Annotated in this window: 28 protein-coding genes; all 28 read right to left on the reverse strand. The window is 48.8% G+C overall.

The window, feature by feature from the left end; translation table 11 throughout:
- Positions 1–52 precede the first annotated feature (52 nt).
- Positions 53–1,048 carry a phage minor head protein gene (locus U868_RS0116310; RefSeq protein ID WP_036412000.1) on the reverse strand — a complete coding sequence of 332 codons (996 nt, stop codon included), beginning with the start codon at positions 1,046–1,048 and terminating at the stop codon, positions 53–55.
- Complete coding sequence (locus tag U868_RS0116315) at positions 1,002–2,447, reverse strand: anti-CBASS protein Acb1 family protein (protein ID WP_025154221.1); 1,446 nt, start codon at positions 2,445–2,447, stop codon at positions 1,002–1,004. Before U868_RS0116315 ends, U868_RS0116310 begins: the two co-directional genes overlap by 47 nt.
- A gap of 11 nt (positions 2,448–2,458) precedes the next feature.
- Positions 2,459–3,940 carry a hypothetical protein gene (locus U868_RS0116320; protein ID WP_025154222.1) on the reverse strand — a complete coding sequence of 494 codons (1,482 nt, stop codon included), beginning with the start codon at positions 3,938–3,940 and terminating at the stop codon, positions 2,459–2,461.
- A 1-nt stretch (position 3,941) separates the two neighbouring features.
- Entirely contained in the window at positions 3,942–4,469 is a 528-nt protein-coding gene (locus U868_RS0116325; RefSeq protein WP_025154223.1) for a terminase small subunit, read from the reverse strand.
- Between the two features lie 2 nt (positions 4,470–4,471).
- Positions 4,472–4,669, reverse strand: a complete 198-nt coding sequence (locus U868_RS0116330) for a hypothetical protein (protein ID WP_025154224.1) — start codon at positions 4,667–4,669, stop codon at positions 4,472–4,474.
- A gap of 207 nt (positions 4,670–4,876) precedes the next feature.
- Complete coding sequence (locus tag U868_RS0116335; protein WP_025154225.1) at positions 4,877–5,347, reverse strand: hypothetical protein; 471 nt, start codon at positions 5,345–5,347, stop codon at positions 4,877–4,879.
- 77 nt (positions 5,348–5,424) lie between these two features.
- Positions 5,425–5,937 (reverse strand): KilA-N domain-containing protein, encoded by a 513-nt coding sequence (locus U868_RS0116340; protein ID WP_025154226.1) that lies wholly within the window; start codon positions 5,935–5,937, stop codon positions 5,425–5,427.
- A gap of 339 nt (positions 5,938–6,276) precedes the next feature.
- Positions 6,277–6,438 carry a hypothetical protein gene (locus tag U868_RS25545; RefSeq protein ID WP_162817246.1) on the reverse strand — a complete coding sequence of 54 codons (162 nt, stop codon included), beginning with the start codon at positions 6,436–6,438 and terminating at the stop codon, positions 6,277–6,279.
- A 29-nt stretch (positions 6,439–6,467) separates the two neighbouring features.
- On the reverse strand, positions 6,468–6,611 hold the full coding sequence (locus tag U868_RS25550) for a hypothetical protein (RefSeq protein WP_162817247.1): 144 nt from the start codon (positions 6,609–6,611) through the stop codon (positions 6,468–6,470).
- Entirely contained in the window at positions 6,608–7,057 is a 450-nt protein-coding gene (locus U868_RS0116355) for a lysis protein (RefSeq protein ID WP_025154227.1), read from the reverse strand. The genes U868_RS25550 and U868_RS0116355 overlap by 4 nt, the downstream gene beginning before the upstream one ends.
- Position 7,058: 1 nt before the next feature.
- Positions 7,059–7,541, reverse strand: a complete 483-nt coding sequence (locus tag U868_RS0116360) for a TIGR02594 family protein (protein ID WP_025154228.1) — start codon at positions 7,539–7,541, stop codon at positions 7,059–7,061.
- A complete protein-coding gene (locus tag U868_RS0116365; RefSeq protein WP_025154229.1) occupies positions 7,534–7,842 on the reverse strand; it encodes a phage holin, lambda family in 309 nt (102 codons plus the stop codon). Before U868_RS0116365 ends, U868_RS0116360 begins: the two co-directional genes overlap by 8 nt.
- A gap of 478 nt (positions 7,843–8,320) precedes the next feature.
- Positions 8,321–9,139 (reverse strand): antitermination protein, encoded by an 819-nt coding sequence (locus tag U868_RS0116370; protein WP_025154230.1) that lies wholly within the window; start codon positions 9,137–9,139, stop codon positions 8,321–8,323.
- Between the two features lie 199 nt (positions 9,140–9,338).
- The gene (locus U868_RS0116380; RefSeq protein ID WP_029991237.1) at positions 9,339–9,962 is read right to left on the reverse strand and encodes a recombination protein NinG; all 624 of its coding nucleotides are present in this window, start codon (positions 9,960–9,962) and stop codon (positions 9,339–9,341) included.
- Positions 9,925–10,077: a hypothetical protein gene (locus U868_RS25555; protein ID WP_162817248.1), complete on the reverse strand. Its 153-nt coding sequence runs from the start codon at positions 10,075–10,077 to the stop codon at positions 9,925–9,927. The genes U868_RS0116380 and U868_RS25555 overlap by 38 nt, the downstream gene beginning before the upstream one ends.
- On the reverse strand, positions 10,055–10,369 hold the full coding sequence (locus tag U868_RS0116385; RefSeq protein WP_025154233.1) for a helix-turn-helix transcriptional regulator: 315 nt from the start codon (positions 10,367–10,369) through the stop codon (positions 10,055–10,057). Before U868_RS0116385 ends, U868_RS25555 begins: the two co-directional genes overlap by 23 nt.
- The gene (locus U868_RS25560; RefSeq protein WP_162817249.1) at positions 10,366–10,536 is read right to left on the reverse strand and encodes a hypothetical protein; all 171 of its coding nucleotides are present in this window, start codon (positions 10,534–10,536) and stop codon (positions 10,366–10,368) included. Before U868_RS25560 ends, U868_RS0116385 begins: the two co-directional genes overlap by 4 nt.
- Positions 10,533–10,976, reverse strand: a complete 444-nt coding sequence (locus U868_RS0116395) for a recombination protein NinB (RefSeq protein ID WP_025154234.1) — start codon at positions 10,974–10,976, stop codon at positions 10,533–10,535. The genes U868_RS25560 and U868_RS0116395 overlap by 4 nt, the downstream gene beginning before the upstream one ends.
- The gene (locus U868_RS0116400; protein ID WP_025154235.1) at positions 10,977–11,180 is read right to left on the reverse strand and encodes a DUF7279 family protein; all 204 of its coding nucleotides are present in this window, start codon (positions 11,178–11,180) and stop codon (positions 10,977–10,979) included.
- 3 nt (positions 11,181–11,183) lie between these two features.
- On the reverse strand, positions 11,184–11,459 hold the full coding sequence (locus U868_RS26355; RefSeq protein ID WP_115660439.1) for a Lar family restriction alleviation protein: 276 nt from the start codon (positions 11,457–11,459) through the stop codon (positions 11,184–11,186).
- Complete coding sequence (locus U868_RS25565; protein ID WP_025154237.1) at positions 11,401–11,619, reverse strand: hypothetical protein; 219 nt, start codon at positions 11,617–11,619, stop codon at positions 11,401–11,403. The genes U868_RS26355 and U868_RS25565 overlap by 59 nt, the downstream gene beginning before the upstream one ends.
- On the reverse strand, positions 11,619–11,828 hold the full coding sequence (locus U868_RS0116415; protein ID WP_025154238.1) for a hypothetical protein: 210 nt from the start codon (positions 11,826–11,828) through the stop codon (positions 11,619–11,621). Before U868_RS0116415 ends, U868_RS25565 begins: the two co-directional genes overlap by 1 nt.
- Complete coding sequence (locus tag U868_RS0116420) at positions 11,815–12,039, reverse strand: hypothetical protein (RefSeq protein WP_025154239.1); 225 nt, start codon at positions 12,037–12,039, stop codon at positions 11,815–11,817. Before U868_RS0116420 ends, U868_RS0116415 begins: the two co-directional genes overlap by 14 nt.
- Positions 12,029–12,241 (reverse strand): hypothetical protein, encoded by a 213-nt coding sequence (locus tag U868_RS0116425; protein WP_025154240.1) that lies wholly within the window; start codon positions 12,239–12,241, stop codon positions 12,029–12,031. The genes U868_RS0116420 and U868_RS0116425 overlap by 11 nt, the downstream gene beginning before the upstream one ends.
- Positions 12,242–12,265: 24 nt before the next feature.
- Positions 12,266–12,961: a replication protein P gene (locus tag U868_RS0116430; RefSeq protein ID WP_025154241.1), complete on the reverse strand. Its 696-nt coding sequence runs from the start codon at positions 12,959–12,961 to the stop codon at positions 12,266–12,268.
- The gene (locus U868_RS0116435) at positions 12,958–13,884 is read right to left on the reverse strand and encodes a replication protein (RefSeq protein ID WP_025154242.1); all 927 of its coding nucleotides are present in this window, start codon (positions 13,882–13,884) and stop codon (positions 12,958–12,960) included. The genes U868_RS0116430 and U868_RS0116435 overlap by 4 nt, the downstream gene beginning before the upstream one ends.
- Positions 13,874–14,482 (reverse strand): GIY-YIG nuclease family protein, encoded by a 609-nt coding sequence (locus U868_RS24150; protein ID WP_025154243.1) that lies wholly within the window; start codon positions 14,480–14,482, stop codon positions 13,874–13,876. Before U868_RS24150 ends, U868_RS0116435 begins: the two co-directional genes overlap by 11 nt.
- 23 nt (positions 14,483–14,505) lie before the next feature.
- Positions 14,506–14,832 (reverse strand): hypothetical protein, encoded by a 327-nt coding sequence (locus U868_RS0116445; RefSeq protein ID WP_025154244.1) that lies wholly within the window; start codon positions 14,830–14,832, stop codon positions 14,506–14,508.
- Positions 14,833–14,887: the final 55 nt, after the last annotated feature.

Consider the following 14,887-nt stretch of genomic DNA (forward strand, 5'->3'; position numbering starts at 1 on the left):
GCCAGCGATTTAACATGAATTCCGGAAAACTTCATGTTGTGGCCTCTTGGTGTTATGAATCTTCTTCTGTCGTCCAGGCCTTGCGCTCTTCAGCCAGGCGATCGGTGATCCCTTTGTTGTAAATCGTCCCGTCATCATTCAGCAGCACAGGCTGTGTCGCGCAGTAGCAGTTGAACCGGTTGCCGCCGTCAGCATAGAACGCCTCGACTTCTTCGACAGTGAACACTTTGCCGTGTCTTGCCGCATGCCAACTGCGTGTTGTCGGCTTCAGTGCAGACAGCCACAGCAGACCTGTGCGCAGCCCTAATCGCTCACTCGCCCATGTGGTTTCATTCCAGCTCGCCCGCCGCAGTGCGCCAACCTGCTCCGTCTGAGCGATGCGCTTCGCACTACTCATCGAGACATCCAGTCGCTGACTGACGATTCTGGCTGTCTCGCGCGGGTTAATCCCTCTGGCTATCGCTGAGCCAATGATGTTCGACAGATCAGCGCGGGCAGCATCAGAAATACCTTTCCAGTCGCTGAACGTTGATATAAACGCAGCGGCTATCTGGTTCTGATACGCAGGCTGTGACATCAGGTAAGTGAGCGTGGTTTGTGATGCGTACACTTCAGACTGTAGTGATAGATTGGTATGCGCATTCAGCGTGCCGCGCTCATACTCAGCAACGACATGACTAAACGCCCACAGGTTTTCATTCCCGCCGTCGAGCAGATATTCATCCAGAATAGATTGCAGCCGCTCAAGGAAACGCGCGTACCCGTCAGGACGCTCTGCGAGATCATACGAATAAACCCCGGCGTTAACCCTGATAAGCGAATCTGGTTCGTTCTGTGCGTTTTTGGCGAGGATATAACTGTAGAGTGAGTTCTGATTTCGTTCTCTACCGGTGAATGACAAGTCAAATAGTTGCCTTAGTGCCGTTTTCAGCCCGTAATACCGGTTTTCGATATCGCGGTACATCTTTCTGACCGGCTTTCCTGACTGCGTCGGATCGGCTTTATTTCGCGGGATTATCGGCGACCCTGTTCTCTGGTTCTTTATCATCAGCTAACGGATCTCCTTTTTCGCCGGTTTCCGGTGGCTCGGTATTCTCAAACTCAGTCAGTGTCGGGTACTCACCCAGCGCGCGGATTTCATTTTCCTGCAATATTGAATACCCGAATGCCTGCTGCGATTTAACGGCGATATCTGCCGCCTTACCCATTGTGTCGATTTTCTCAGCCTTGCTAGGTGCCAGTAAATCAGACCAACTGACGGTGATCTCCTCTTTCTGCTCGATAACACCAAGCGTCCAGAGCCGGGAAACAAAGGACTCAATGACTGATTTCAGAAAGCCGGTACGCCGTGACATGCACGTTCTCGCCCAGTCTTTCATATCCTCTGTTGATGCCCGTTCACCGGTAATCTGGCCGATAAGCACCTTAACCGGCATATTGATTGAAGCCGCAAACTCAGCCAGCGCGGTTCGCCATGTTGGTTCAGGGTCTGCCGGAGCAACAGAAAGTACATTTGCAGTGCCTTCCTGCATCATCACTGACGCATCAATGCTCTCGTTCAGGCGGCGAACCTGCTCATCAAGCGCATCGGCCAGCCCTTCCATATTGGTTCCCAGCGCTTCGGCTAACTTACTAAAATCGGTTTCTTTGCCGAATGAGTAATTCAACTGGCGACTGGCATTCTTCAGAAAGCCCTCGGCACTGCCGCCTGATACTTTTTCAGCATCAAGCAATTTGTTATAGCCTTTTCGCAGTAGCGGATTGCCGGATGTTAACTTACCGTCAGCTGCTCCCTCAGCCAGAATAATCACGCGGTCAGGGTGAATATCGATAATCCGCCCAGGAGAACCGTCCGATTCCTGACCGACCGGAAGTTCAGTAAATGAGTACAGTGATGGGTAGCCGTAATCTTCACTAAACTGGGCTTCATTCCACCGTTTCACATCAAGCTGCGCTTCCCACGCAGGGATAAGCCTGATAATCGCTTTGTCTTTAAGTCGGGATATGACGGCTGTATCAACCGGTTCATCCCACTTACGACCGTCACGCAACTGGATAATCAGCCCGGAATAGCGACCTATGAGATTGCGCTTATCGGCTTCTTTAATCTGCTCCCAGTGTGATTTAAGCAACTTGTTCAGTTTGTTATCCCACTCAGTAGAACCGTCCTGATCTGCCTCTTCATCACCTTCGAAGATTTCAGGGACATCAATCCAGCACCCGGCGATATACCGGTCTACCGCTGCCCCGCCAAGTGCGTTGCGGTCATAGGCTTTGTAAAAATCATCAAATGTGAGCACTTCCGGATAGCCAAACTCACGCCAGATGCGCGGGCGTTTAGTGTTCCCTGTGCCGATACCGCCGGATGCGTAATTCGCTCTGGCTCTTGCCACTGCGCTGATAGCGTTATTGACCGCTAATGACAGCTTATGCTGATTTACTTCCATTTTTGCCCTCATTAGCGTTTGCGAACCAGCATCCCGAGATGTGATTTCTTATTGCGGCGACTCACCGCGAAATAACGGAACCCGTCAGCATCGTGTGATGTGTAGTCGTGCAGCGGCTTATCTTTCCAGCAACCGCGCTTGTCGTCCCACTCTTTTCGGTAAGCCTCAAGGTGCGTTATGCCCTCACCGCATTTATTTTCATCGAATACGCAGAGCGGCAGGATTTCACGCACTGCCTCAATGCCCTCATCAACTGATGATCTCGGCACGACCTCAAACCGGATGGAATATACCTGCCCGTCGATTTCGTACCCTTCCCGCGCGAGGTCTTTTCGGGATTTGGCGTCAGAGCCAAACTCGCGATTATCAATATCGTGCGGCGCATTGTGGCTGGCGTAGTCGTAACCTCTGTCTCTCAGCACCTTCATGTAATGACGCAAGCCCTCACCGCTGTTTGAGTAGTGGTCGATAATATGAAACTCCTCGCCAACTTCACGAACAAACCAGATTGACGTTGAATCACTAACACCGATATCCCAGTACGTGTGTACCGGCAGGTGTGAGTTATCAGGAATTTCACCAATGCGTTTGTTTTCGTACAGCCAGCGGAATTGCTTGGCGTAGTACGCGCCGTCGACCGACTGCTGGAATGCCTCTGACGGTATCGACGGGTATTCCCGCTTCATATCGTCGCCGAGTGTTTTCTCTTTGGCGTAATACCAGGCTTTTTGCCGGTCGTTGAGAGCGATACCGTGCTTACCTGACAGCTCATCAAAATAATCAGTCAGGCGCTGCGGTAATTGCTCTACCGGATCAATTGCGTACTGCGGATTCTTCCACCAAGAGAAAAAGAAAAACTTCCAGTCCAGCGGAGATAATGTTTTGCCCTGCATCAGGGCCTTTTCGGCAAGCTGGCAGTAATCAAAGAAGTAACCGGCCCGCCCCTCTGCCGTGCTTTCAATCGTCGTGAAGCATTCCGTTGAAACCGCCTCAAACGCCCCTGTAACAATCTCGCGGGCTTTCTCCGGCTGCTTGGCGCATATCTTCCCGAACTCTGATACATGCAGATAACGCAGCGTGCCGCCACGAAACGACACGGACACAGTCACCGAACCGCCTTTGCTGAATACCAGCTCACCGGCAGAGTCATTACTCGCAGGATTGGCCGCTTTGATTTCGTCAGGAAGTCGCTCGTAGGCGTATTTTATCTTCTCCCGGAACAGGCGCTTTGCATCCGGCAGGGTGTGAGCTATCAGTGCGCACTTGGCTGACTCAAATATTGCCGCGTCAAGCTGGATGATGCAGACCTCTGTCGTGAATCCAAGCTGACGGGCTTTCAGGATGATATTGCGGTTGTGGATGCCTTCGAAATATTCCGTTTGCTCAGGCGTCATTTTAAAGCGAACCGGGCGACCTTCTTTATCGGTGATCCAGTACAGATTATTCAGACGCCATTGCTTATTACGCAGTAACGCTAAATGCTCTGGCTTCATATTATTTGCCCGATAGTTCGTCCATCAAATCAGAGAGAGTGCCGACAACATCATGCTCGTTTTTAACCTGCTCACGGAATGCCTGAACAGATATATGCTTACCGAGCAATTCAAGGTTCTTCACCTTGTCAGGCCATTTGATTTTTTTCAGTATCCCGACCATTTCCCGATCTTCGCCACGCCCTTCAAACATATCCGCAAGGTCGAAGCCACTCAGATATCGCCGCCATGATGCTGGCCAGTCTGATACCGGCCTTATGCTCATGTCATCGGTCATAATGTCGAGAACATCCATCTGGTCTATTTCAACCAGGCGCCTCAGCACATATTCAGCGTCAACCTTAAGCTGTTCACTGCGGCTGCTCATTAACTCCTGAATGCGCTTTTCGATGTCAACATTTGTCAACATGCGATTAGCCTGCGAGCGTGCAGTTTTATCACTGTACCCCGCACGAATAGCCGCCTGTGTAGCGTTCAAATCTACGAGGTACTCACGACAAAACATTTCCTGTTTATCGTTGAGTGCCATAATTATTCCTTACTCTTTTCCTCAACTATCGGAATGTATCTGATGTCGCTGATTTCATCCGGTGCGATATATGTCCATGAGCCGTCCAAACCGGCAATACCAATCAGTCCGTTAGTAATGCGCGGCTCTTTCGTCGTCATCAATCCGTGATATGTCGTGCCGTCCTTTTTGGTTGCTGTGACTTCGTATTTTTCAGTCATGTCCACCTCCGTTGATTGATGTTCACCATTTCTTCCACCACGGCAGGTGTCGCCGCCTTATGGGGTCGTAAGCCCGGTGTTACCGATTATTCTGGATGTCCTCACGCTCACCGTGAGGAGTGGCACAGGTCGTGGCTAATGTGGCAGAGGAGATCGGCGGCTCGGTAGTGTTTGGTTTGTTGTTCGGCAGGACGCAGGGACAACCCCTTAAACCGTAAACGCCTGAATATGCCCGCCGCTGTTAGGATCCATATCAATAGCAATACGGACAGCCTCAACCGCATTTTTACCACAGTGCATAGCCGTGCTGGCGATAACGCTGCCGCTTCCGATTGCATAGGGTTCTGTCTGTGTCGATATCCCCGCCCTGTCTTCACCCTGACTTTTACCAATAATGTATGCGAGGTTTTTGCTGATAACCGCGATGGCAGTGAATGAGGTCGACGGGATGAACTGTGATGCGTAAGTCAGGTTTTCTGACATCAGTTTCTGCAGTTCTCTTTCGATACCACAGTCTCCGGCGCACCCGATAGCTAATACCGTTTCACCGTAGATGCTCCAATGCTCGCCGGGTTGAGGCTGGTATATCTTCACTTCCGATGTAGAGCAGATAATATCGGATGCCTGAGCCTGGCTATCTGATGCCAGCGTCTTTCCATCCCATGCGATAGTTGTCATTTCAGCCTCAATCAGAATAATTAACTGGTTCGTTGCTCACATCTGAGCATCAGGCATAAAAAAGACCGCTGAGCGGTCTATTCATATTTCAGTGCTATTTGAAGCCGGCTCTCCGCCTCTTGTTTCTTATGAAGCAAGTGAGACTTCCGCCCGCCTCTACCCCAATAATTCATTGTGCGCCCACAGTCACTAACTACCGCCGCCTCTTGGTTGTAAACATATGCAGCCATATTCGCTTCAGCCATGAAACTGGCCACGGAAATAAGCTCGCCTGAGAAATATCTATCCAGCACCGTATATACCCCAACTTTGAATGCGGGGTCTATGTAGCCAGCATATTCATATGCCAGGAACTTGGTTGCGAACGTTCCACCATTGCGCCCTTTGGAAATAATAAAAGGTGTAGAATTTCCACCTTTTACTAACTCATTGATAAATGCCTTCGTTACTGGGCTTCTGAGAAAATCAACGGGACGCAGGTTGTCTACTTTCATACCTGCTGCCTTGGCAGCTTTCCAAATATCTGTGATGGAAATATATCCATCATCGCCAACGCGAACCGGTGTATCAAAAACTGATAATTCTTTCATGCGTACCTCTTATAGAAAGTGAACCTGTTAGCACAGAAAAGCCGCCCCAAGAGAGCTCGCCAGCCATAGCGGCAGTTCTCAGGATCACTTTCTGTAAGGCTCTTGGTGGTTTTAATGTGCGTGCTAAAGCACTGGGTGAAATGCGCTTTGCTCACGTGATGGGGAGTCATTCCCTTTGGTGAGTCGTATTGATTTGATGCTGATTCTTTGGCTTACATAAATTCGCAACCATCATCACGCATCACTACGTTACTTTGGTTACTTCCGTCTGTTCCGGCATGTCAAGATAGCTTGGATCACCTCTTTGCTGGCTTAACAAATTTTCTAACCTTGTCGGGGTTATTCTTTGTCGCGGATAGCTTTGTGCTTTTCACACTCATTGTCGTATTCACAGCACTCAGTAAATCCGCCTTCAATCTTTTTATACCACCAGTGCTCGCCAGCGTGATTGGCGCAGTGCTTATCCGCTGCGAAACCAGCGTGTTTATCTTTTTCTGCCATAGTATTTCTCCAATAAAAAGCCCCGCTATTTAGCGAGGCCAGTTGCCGTTTCGTTCTACGATTTCATCAATCAATCGCTCAAATCTTTTTGTTTCGGCTATGTATGCTCTCATCGTGAATGACCCAACGAAGAAGCCAACAACGAAAGCAGCCAGAATTGCGATATAAATCATCTCAGGCACTCCGTTCTGATGTAGTCCTGTAAATACAGGGTCTGATTTAGGTTCTCAGCCATCATTTCTCTGAGACGCCAATAATCTCGCTCAGTTGCTTCACTAAGTCGTGGGGTGCTTTCATTGCGTCCGATTTCGGCGGTATCGGTTCCGGCCTTTGGACACTCGGCGCGGACGTACACGCGCTTAGCGCCAGACTTAACAGCATCACGCAGGCCATCAATTTCAGTTTTTGCATTGGTTAACTCCTGCGTGTACATGGTGTCGAGTTCGTGAAGTGACTGGATGCGGGATTTGTAGTCTTTGTTGATGGCGACCTGCTCACTGAACTGTGTGGATAGCAGCTGATAATTATCTTTCAGCCCGCCGTACAGGTGCAGCATCAGCAGCAAGCCGAGCAGCAGCACACCGCAGACACCAGTCAGCGCCTTTGTCATGGTGTCCATATCATGACTCTTTCACTGACAGCGCAGCATTGCCAACCGGCAGCGGACGATTGTCCAGCGGTACACCTGACGGCCAGCGATAACCGGTAACACGGTCTGTGCCGAATGCTTTGATATTTACCGCGTCAGACTGATTACCGCCCAGCACCATCAACTGACCTGATTCCGTCTTGCCGACAACAAAGCCAACATGACCACCGCCATTACGGGAGAATGTGACAACACAACCGTATGCAGGCTCTTTCAACATGTCACCGAACGCCAGATAGGAGAGGGAGGAATCAGAGCGGGTCGAACGAATACCGGCACGTTCCAGGCACGCATTAACGAACCCGGCGCACCACGGAACTTTACGAGCAGTGCCAACCAGCCCGCGCATTTTGCTGTCAACCCACATCTGATCTACTGCTGCGGAACCTGCTGCTGTGTGTTCTGATACGCCGATCTCTTTCCGGGCTTCAGTAATCCATTTTGGTTCAGTCATTGCTCACCCCCGCCTTGCCTTTGATTATTTTGCTCAGCGTATCCACGCCGATATAGCCGATAAACACACTGGTCAGGTATGCCAGGTCAGGATTAAGACCGAGCAGCGTCAATAAGTCCTTCACGAACCACGCGAAGATTGCACACATCAGCCCATCAAAAAGGGTCTTCTTCCATCCGCCGCCGTTGTAGCGGCCACGGAAGATAGCCACCGACCCGGCGAGAACAGCGAATGCGCCTTGGTCTTTATATTGAGAAAAGTAACTGAGTACCTGCTCCCAAAATTCAGGGGTTTTGTTCATATGTTTCATACTCACCCCCTACAGTGGAGGAATTTAGTTAATAGTGTGCCGCGCACAGTATCTCTGCGCTGATTACGTTTGTTTGTTCAGGATTCTGTGGCGGCGTATATGAAAAAAGGCCGCACAGGGCGACCTCTGGAATATATTAATGAATATTAAATGCTTTACATAAGTCAAATTACTCTTTATATTTGTAATTGACATTGCTTAGCATGTCATATGCTTGATATTCACAATATTTTTTGCCGGTCTAATTTAAATTATGACCGGCTTTTTTTTGTGCTCAGAGATTGAGTTAACCGGAATTTCCGGAGAGTTGAACCTGTAAGCTATCGTTACAAGTTGCAGAAATGAAAAAAGCCCCACCGAAGTGAGGCTATATCTTTATTTTGCGGAGAATGAATTGCAAATCTCCTAGCATTGGAATGATGATGGTCTATTATTCCGAAAATGTCAATTGGTTATTTCTATGTATTTGCTATTTTATAGAAATTGACTCTCTTTTTGTTACGAATTGAAGAATATTTTCAGCATGAGCCTCCTCTTTAAAGCATTCTTCAACCAGGTGTTCGAATACTGGCTTAATATTGTCGTAGCCGGACGTTTTCGGTATCACCACAACGGTATTTAGCTGCTCAAGCACATCGGTAAATTTCAATCTGGAATACCCGCGCCCTGAACACTTAGGGCACGTCTTGTATACCGGCACACCTTGTTTTTCACTTTCGACCTTATCCAGCACCTCGCAGCGCCCATTGCACCGGCACGAATGGCTGATAACCGCCTTTCCTTTGCAGGTCGGGCAACTCACTTTCACCACCTCTCTCACCTCCCGCGCTGAACCGACAAACCGCTTTGGTATCAGTGGTGACAATGACGCGAAATGGCTGGCCTTGGTGGCATACTTCGTGGTGAACACCTCCGCTTCAATGAATCCGCCATCACAATCAGGGCATGGCTTTTTGCTGGCCGCGCTTCTGGCGTAATCCTGAAATGCATAATTTGCGAGTATTTGCAGAACTGATGCTCTAACATCCTCATCAAGCTTTTGGATAACGCTGTATTTATGCGCCTGAGTTAATGCATATTGATAGAGACTCTCCACCGCTTCGTCCGGCTGATTGATTCCGTGTTTCGCCAAAAACAATTCAATACCCATTCTCGCTTTTGCGGTTGCCAAACCAAGCGAGGCCATGACATCGGTAATTGAAAGTGAATCAGTAGCTGTTGCGGCTGGAGAGTCACTGAACATAGGACTCTTCGGTGAAAAGTATTTTGGTAAATCTGCGAGTCTCATCTTACCTCCGGCAAAACAGTGTGTTTGTGGCAGTCGTACCGGGTGCTAAACACCTTCCTCAGTAGCAACTCCCTGCTTTCGCTGACTTCCTGTCGAACATTGAGATATCCGTCTCTTTTCTGTGTGACTACGTGGTGATGCTTTGTTTCACGCCTGAGCCACCTGGCTTCTTCGATTGCTGCCGCTATGTCTGTGAACATTACGCCGCCTCCATCAGTTTCCGCCTGCGTTCACACCACCGGGCTCGCCTTGAAAATATCCGCTTAACCCGCCTGAGATATTCATTACTGAATCGCCGTGGTGAGTTATCTGACTCGATAGCCTCAACCCTTTCGATGCCGATCCTCTTTATCAGCCTGATTCGGTACTCAACTGCGTTCCCGCTCAACTGCCGGTTACACCTGGTACACGATGAGTGGACATTAAAAACATTGAACCTGAGATGTTTTGCCGCACCCCTTGACCTGTAATGACTTGCGTCTGTAGCACTTCCCGTCAGATATCCGGAAGCATCAACCAAATCGCATCCACAGCTGATACAAGGCTTTCCACGGTCACGCGCCCTGATATATCTGTTAAATGCTGCCTGAGCTTCTTTTGCTAAATCGCTGTTGGATTTGAGTTTGTCTTTCCGTTCGCGTAATTCTTTGCGCTCAATGGAGTCCTGCCGCCTGCGTTCTTTTTCAGCCTTTCGCTGTACTTCACTGGCTGCAAACTTGATGGCACACGGGATGGAACAAACTTTTTTAGTGGATAGATAGGGAAGGAATTCTTTGTCGCAGACTTTACATTTCTTCGGCTTTGGCTGTTTTGCCTTTGCCATCACCACCTCCCTTTATCTTCCCGACTACTTCCAGATGCGGACATTCACCGGCGCACTGGTCGCACAACCATGTTTCATCGTCGGCCAGTTCTTTACTGCACAGTTGGCATTCCACGGCGAGCCTCCCGCAGCTTCGCGTCAAAGCCTTTGAGGAACCGATTACCCGCCATCGCATAATATGAATCAAGGCAGGCGTCCGCGCCGGATGTAACCGCATACAGAATGGGGCGCTTATTTTCAGGGCTGACCTGAATTGCCGCTCCTATCTCCTCAAGGATGCGCATCTTTGTGTTAGCGGTGTTATTAGTCCATCCCATGGCTGTTGCGACATCGGCAGCTGTGAGAGTTTCGCGGTCACGAAAAGCACTGATGATTAAATTAAGTTTCAGGTACATTTTTTCTGTCATTTCGCTCTCCTCCGCTTCTGCGCCTGCCGGTTCAGTTTCCGGTGACCGGAAATGCGGTTACGTGACAGCGGATAGTGATAAGCTCTTGCGCTATCACGCAGCGCCCAGGCAAGGCCATTCGCCGACAAGCCAACAGCCAGAGCCATAAGTAAATTTGATTTCTTCATGCGTCCTGCTCCCTTTTGAGTTTCATATATTCCGAATTCTCGGGTATCGTCACAAAACAACCGATGCCTGTGGCCCAGCGCTCAACCTGCCCCATGAAGTGGAACATTTCCCCGATGTCTAACTTTGATGTTTTTCTCATAGTCCTCACGCGCTCTGTATGCTGCGTGGTGGCGTCTATCATTTCAGTGACCTCGTAGCCCAGGAATGTATGCTTAAGCATTTCCTTGACTGTCTCAGGCGTGAATTTAGAGCCGTTGTCACACAGATACTTGCTTATCTCTCCGCACCACTGATGAAAGAGGCGGTTTTGTGGCAGTGAGCGGGTAGATTTCCAGGGCTTGATGATTACTCGGTGGGGTTTGTTTGTTGCGAGTGCTTCTTTGAGGTGTTGCCAGGCTGCATCTTTGGTTGATTCGTGGAAGAGAAATTCTGCTTCCATTTAGCCTCCTGTTCTTCTGTTCCTTTTGAGAATGGATTTCAGCCACGGTATATATTTTTTCTTGGCCTCCCTGACTTGTTTTTTTGTTGGCTTGCAGGGATAAATCACTTTGCAATGCTCGGTTGCAATATAAATATTCAGAGAAAATGTCCGTGGTAACTGCGGGTGTGCCAGGTAGTAAAAACCTACAATTATTTCATCCATCCCCTACTCCTTCTCACATTGTGGTGCTCTGCGGTTCCAGGCGGCGATTGCCATATCGATTTTACCGCGGCCAATCATTTGCGCGGATTGGGCATCGCAACTATGGCAACGGACTATTGCTGACCGGTCAGGACAATCTTCTTCGTATTGGCAAAATGCTTCTACGTGCGAACTCCCGCAAAAAGGGCATGGCTTAAGCTTCTGTGTTTTCTCTGTCATTTCAAACCACCTTGTTATGCTCAGGAAATCCGACTGATACATTGAAGTGACTGCCGGCATCAAAGACAATTCCCACAGCCGACTTACCCCATGACTTTTTACGCATTGCTGATTGCATCTGCGCTGCTTTTTTCCTCGCCTGTGTTTCGGTTACACGCACCGGATTAAAATCACCGTCTGTGGATGGATAGCCGTTGACAAACATTGGTTTCGCTTTCATCACTCCTCCGGTGGTTGTGGCAGTGCTGGGATGACTGACCAGTACAGAAAGTTATTAGGCCACTGGCGGATAACCCAATCCTGAACGATTGTTTTCTTCGGCTCACCGTCGTAATTCCCGCCGACATATTTTTTCCTGCACAATGCGATCACCTGATAATTACGCTCTTTAGCTTCAGGAAGTTGCTCGCTCGTCTTAATCCATTTCATTTTCGGCTCCTTGCTTTATGACGCTGCAAAATCTTTTCATATCTATTTTGAGCAGCTTGTCGAGTACATGCTCGCACCGGTACGGCTTATGCAATTTGCGGTTATAGTCCACTCTGCCGCCACCGGATTTGATGTAACGCTTACGCTGCACCATCCTTTCTGTTGCATACACCCACATCAGCGCTTTAAAGTCCGTTCCCTTACCCTTCATCTTCATCTCCTTTTGGCGGTGTCATATACGGCAGCATGCTGCGAACTCCGGCCATGTAGGCGTCATATCTGATGCTAATTTCATTGCGAATGTATACTTTTTCACCGAGTGAATTTGTTCTGCTCTGTTTCGCAATGTATTCAGGTGAATATCCATAACCCATCTCACCCGCACACCACCTTTCAAAATCCGTTGGTTCCATAATCAAAAGTCCTTCTGTCTTGGGTTATGCCGTCCGCGTCCGGAATCCGAACTTGGCCTTTAATTCTGCAATATGCGCCAGCGCTTTTTCCTTCGGTACCGGAATATGCAGCTTAGGGATTTGCACACGCGGCGCCGGAATTTCTTCACCGGATCTGATTCTGGATGCCATCACCGCCAGCTCCTGGGCGCAGCGCTTTTTCAGCTCTGACTCTGTAAGCCCAGACGCGCGACTCAGTGCCTGCAACTTCGTGACCATCCAGTAACAGGCGTTGCTTTGCCACGGATAATCCTCTGCCGTCCGGAACATGCTGCGGTCAGCACTGAACTTCATGATCATGTTATAAAGCCCGTCCGCGTCCGGCAATCCAACGGCCACGCAGTCAGCCTGTTTACACCACTGAACAAACTGCCCCGGTGACGGGAGAAACGGCTTCTCCTGCTGCCTGGCAATCCGCATACCGGCGTTAATCTGCTCTACCGTCCGGATTCCGTTTTCGGCAAAGGCCAGAACCCACTGACGACGAAATTCGTTCAGGTCATCCTGTGTCTGGAAATTTGCCATTGCGGCCGGGAATGTTGCTTTCAACTGCCGGAACAGCTCGTTGAATACCTGAATTGCTTCCTGTGGAACTTTCTGTTGCGGTTTTGGTGCAGCCCCTGCCATTGACCGCAATGCACCAGCATCACGCTGCTGAATGGCTGTGGTGAGTGATTTCATACGTTCAGCCCCTCCGCCCAATCGGTGTTGTTAAAATCAAGACGTGGTCTTCCGGATGGTTTCTGCTGCGCTCTCCCCGGCTGCTGACTCTGGATCACCAATGTCGGCCACTTCTCACGAAGCTTTGCAGGGCACAGGACATTCGAGCACCAGAACGGGTCTTTGTTCGCCCACTGGAATAACCGGCAGATTTCTTCGTGCGTTCTGCCATCTACCTGTCTCATCAGGCGGATATCATTCGCCCAGCTGTGCCAGGTTGGTTCCTGTGCTGTCGGGCAAATGATTTGGACTTTGCCGTAAATCCACTGCGCCGCTTTCAGGTCGTCAGCAGTTCCCCACTGGTTACCTTTGGGTGAACTGACTGCAGCATCAGGTCTGACAGGAACAGATTTTATTTTCGGCGGGGCTGAGGATTCGACAGAATTCTCAGACGTAGGGTTTTTAATACTGTTCTTGTTCTTGTATTGGGTGGCTACCGTTTTCGGTAACACTTTTACCGTTTCCGGTAATGTTTTTACTGATTTCGGTAAGGCCGTTACCGCTTTCGGTTTATCTAAAACCCACGCCGATAAATCTGTATTCACCCCCACGATTTTCATCACGCCTTGCTTGCGACTGAATATGATTTTCCTTTCCGCTAACGACTTAATTGCGTTGGAAACGTGGGTATCATTAAGACCCGTAAGATCGGCTATAACAGTGTTTGTTACGCGGTCTTGCTTTTTGTTCCAGCCGTATGTCAGCCAGATGATTGCTTCAAAGCACTGCCATTCCCGTCCAGACATACGCAATCTTGGCTTTAACTTTTGAATCTCGTTTGCCGTTTTTGTGTAGCCATTCGAAAGATCAGCCACGACGACCTCCGGTTTATCAGGGATAAGGGTCTTGTTTACAAAATCAACCCTCTTTAGATTAGATTTCATCGGTTCCCTCCGGTAATAAAACGGTGAATGTGCTGTTATTGAATACAACGGCACCTCTATTCTTTGTTAGGTGACGAACAAACTCAGCCCCAAACAATGCAAGCCTTGTTAAACATTCCCTTTCGCCGCCAAAATAAGTTATTCCACATATTTCCATTATTTCGCCGTCCGAAAATCTATCGAATGACTCAAATGAAATTAGGTTATATTTGTCAGTGAGGTCATTTACATTTACTGCGCTTCCATCAGGTATGATGCGCTCACACACAGATATAATTTTATTTAAAGGGCATTTAAAAAATTCTCGCCCTTCATTCACTCTGTATCTAGCCAATTCTTTATGAATTGCAGCCTCATCACTCGACGGGTTTTCTGATATAAATGCCTTAACAATTTCAAATTTTTCCGGGACTCCAGTTGAAGATGATAATTCCCTGGCTCTTTTCTTTGGGTGTGTTGTGGTAAGTCCGACTTTAAATATATTTGGCATGGCCTCATTGCTTAAAATATAAACCCACCCCTGAGGTGAATACTCTTCAGGGAATTCCATAATTCCAGTTGTAGGTGTCTCTTGAAGCCACTTCTCAATCTGTGTCATAATTAACCTCGAAAAGTTATTGATTAATGCGCCTCTGCTGCTCCAACAGCCGGGGCGTTTTCTTTTGTTCTCATCAGAGAGAGTTCGCCGATCTGCTTCCACAGAAACCGGTACTCTTCCTCGCTGATTTTCTTCTCGCCTGGCAAAACAAAATCTGTGATACCGGCTGCGGCCAATGTCTCGCATATCTCCGGTAACTTTTCTGTTCTGCGTAAGACTGTTGAATCGTGTACACCGAGCAGTTTTGCAACCACTGTCTGTGTGGTGCTTCTCAGCGCCTGATGAGCTGTTGCCATCAGATGATTTGACACAAACCGGTTAAACGATTTGCGTGGATTTGCATTTTCCATAATTCATAATGTCCTTATTGAGATACAGTTATTCGCTCACTTCCTGTGAGGTGTT

Origin of the sequence: Morganella morganii H1r, from assembly GCF_000633515.1 — a bacterium.
Taxonomy (GTDB): domain Bacteria; phylum Pseudomonadota; class Gammaproteobacteria; order Enterobacterales; family Enterobacteriaceae; genus Morganella; species Morganella morganii_B.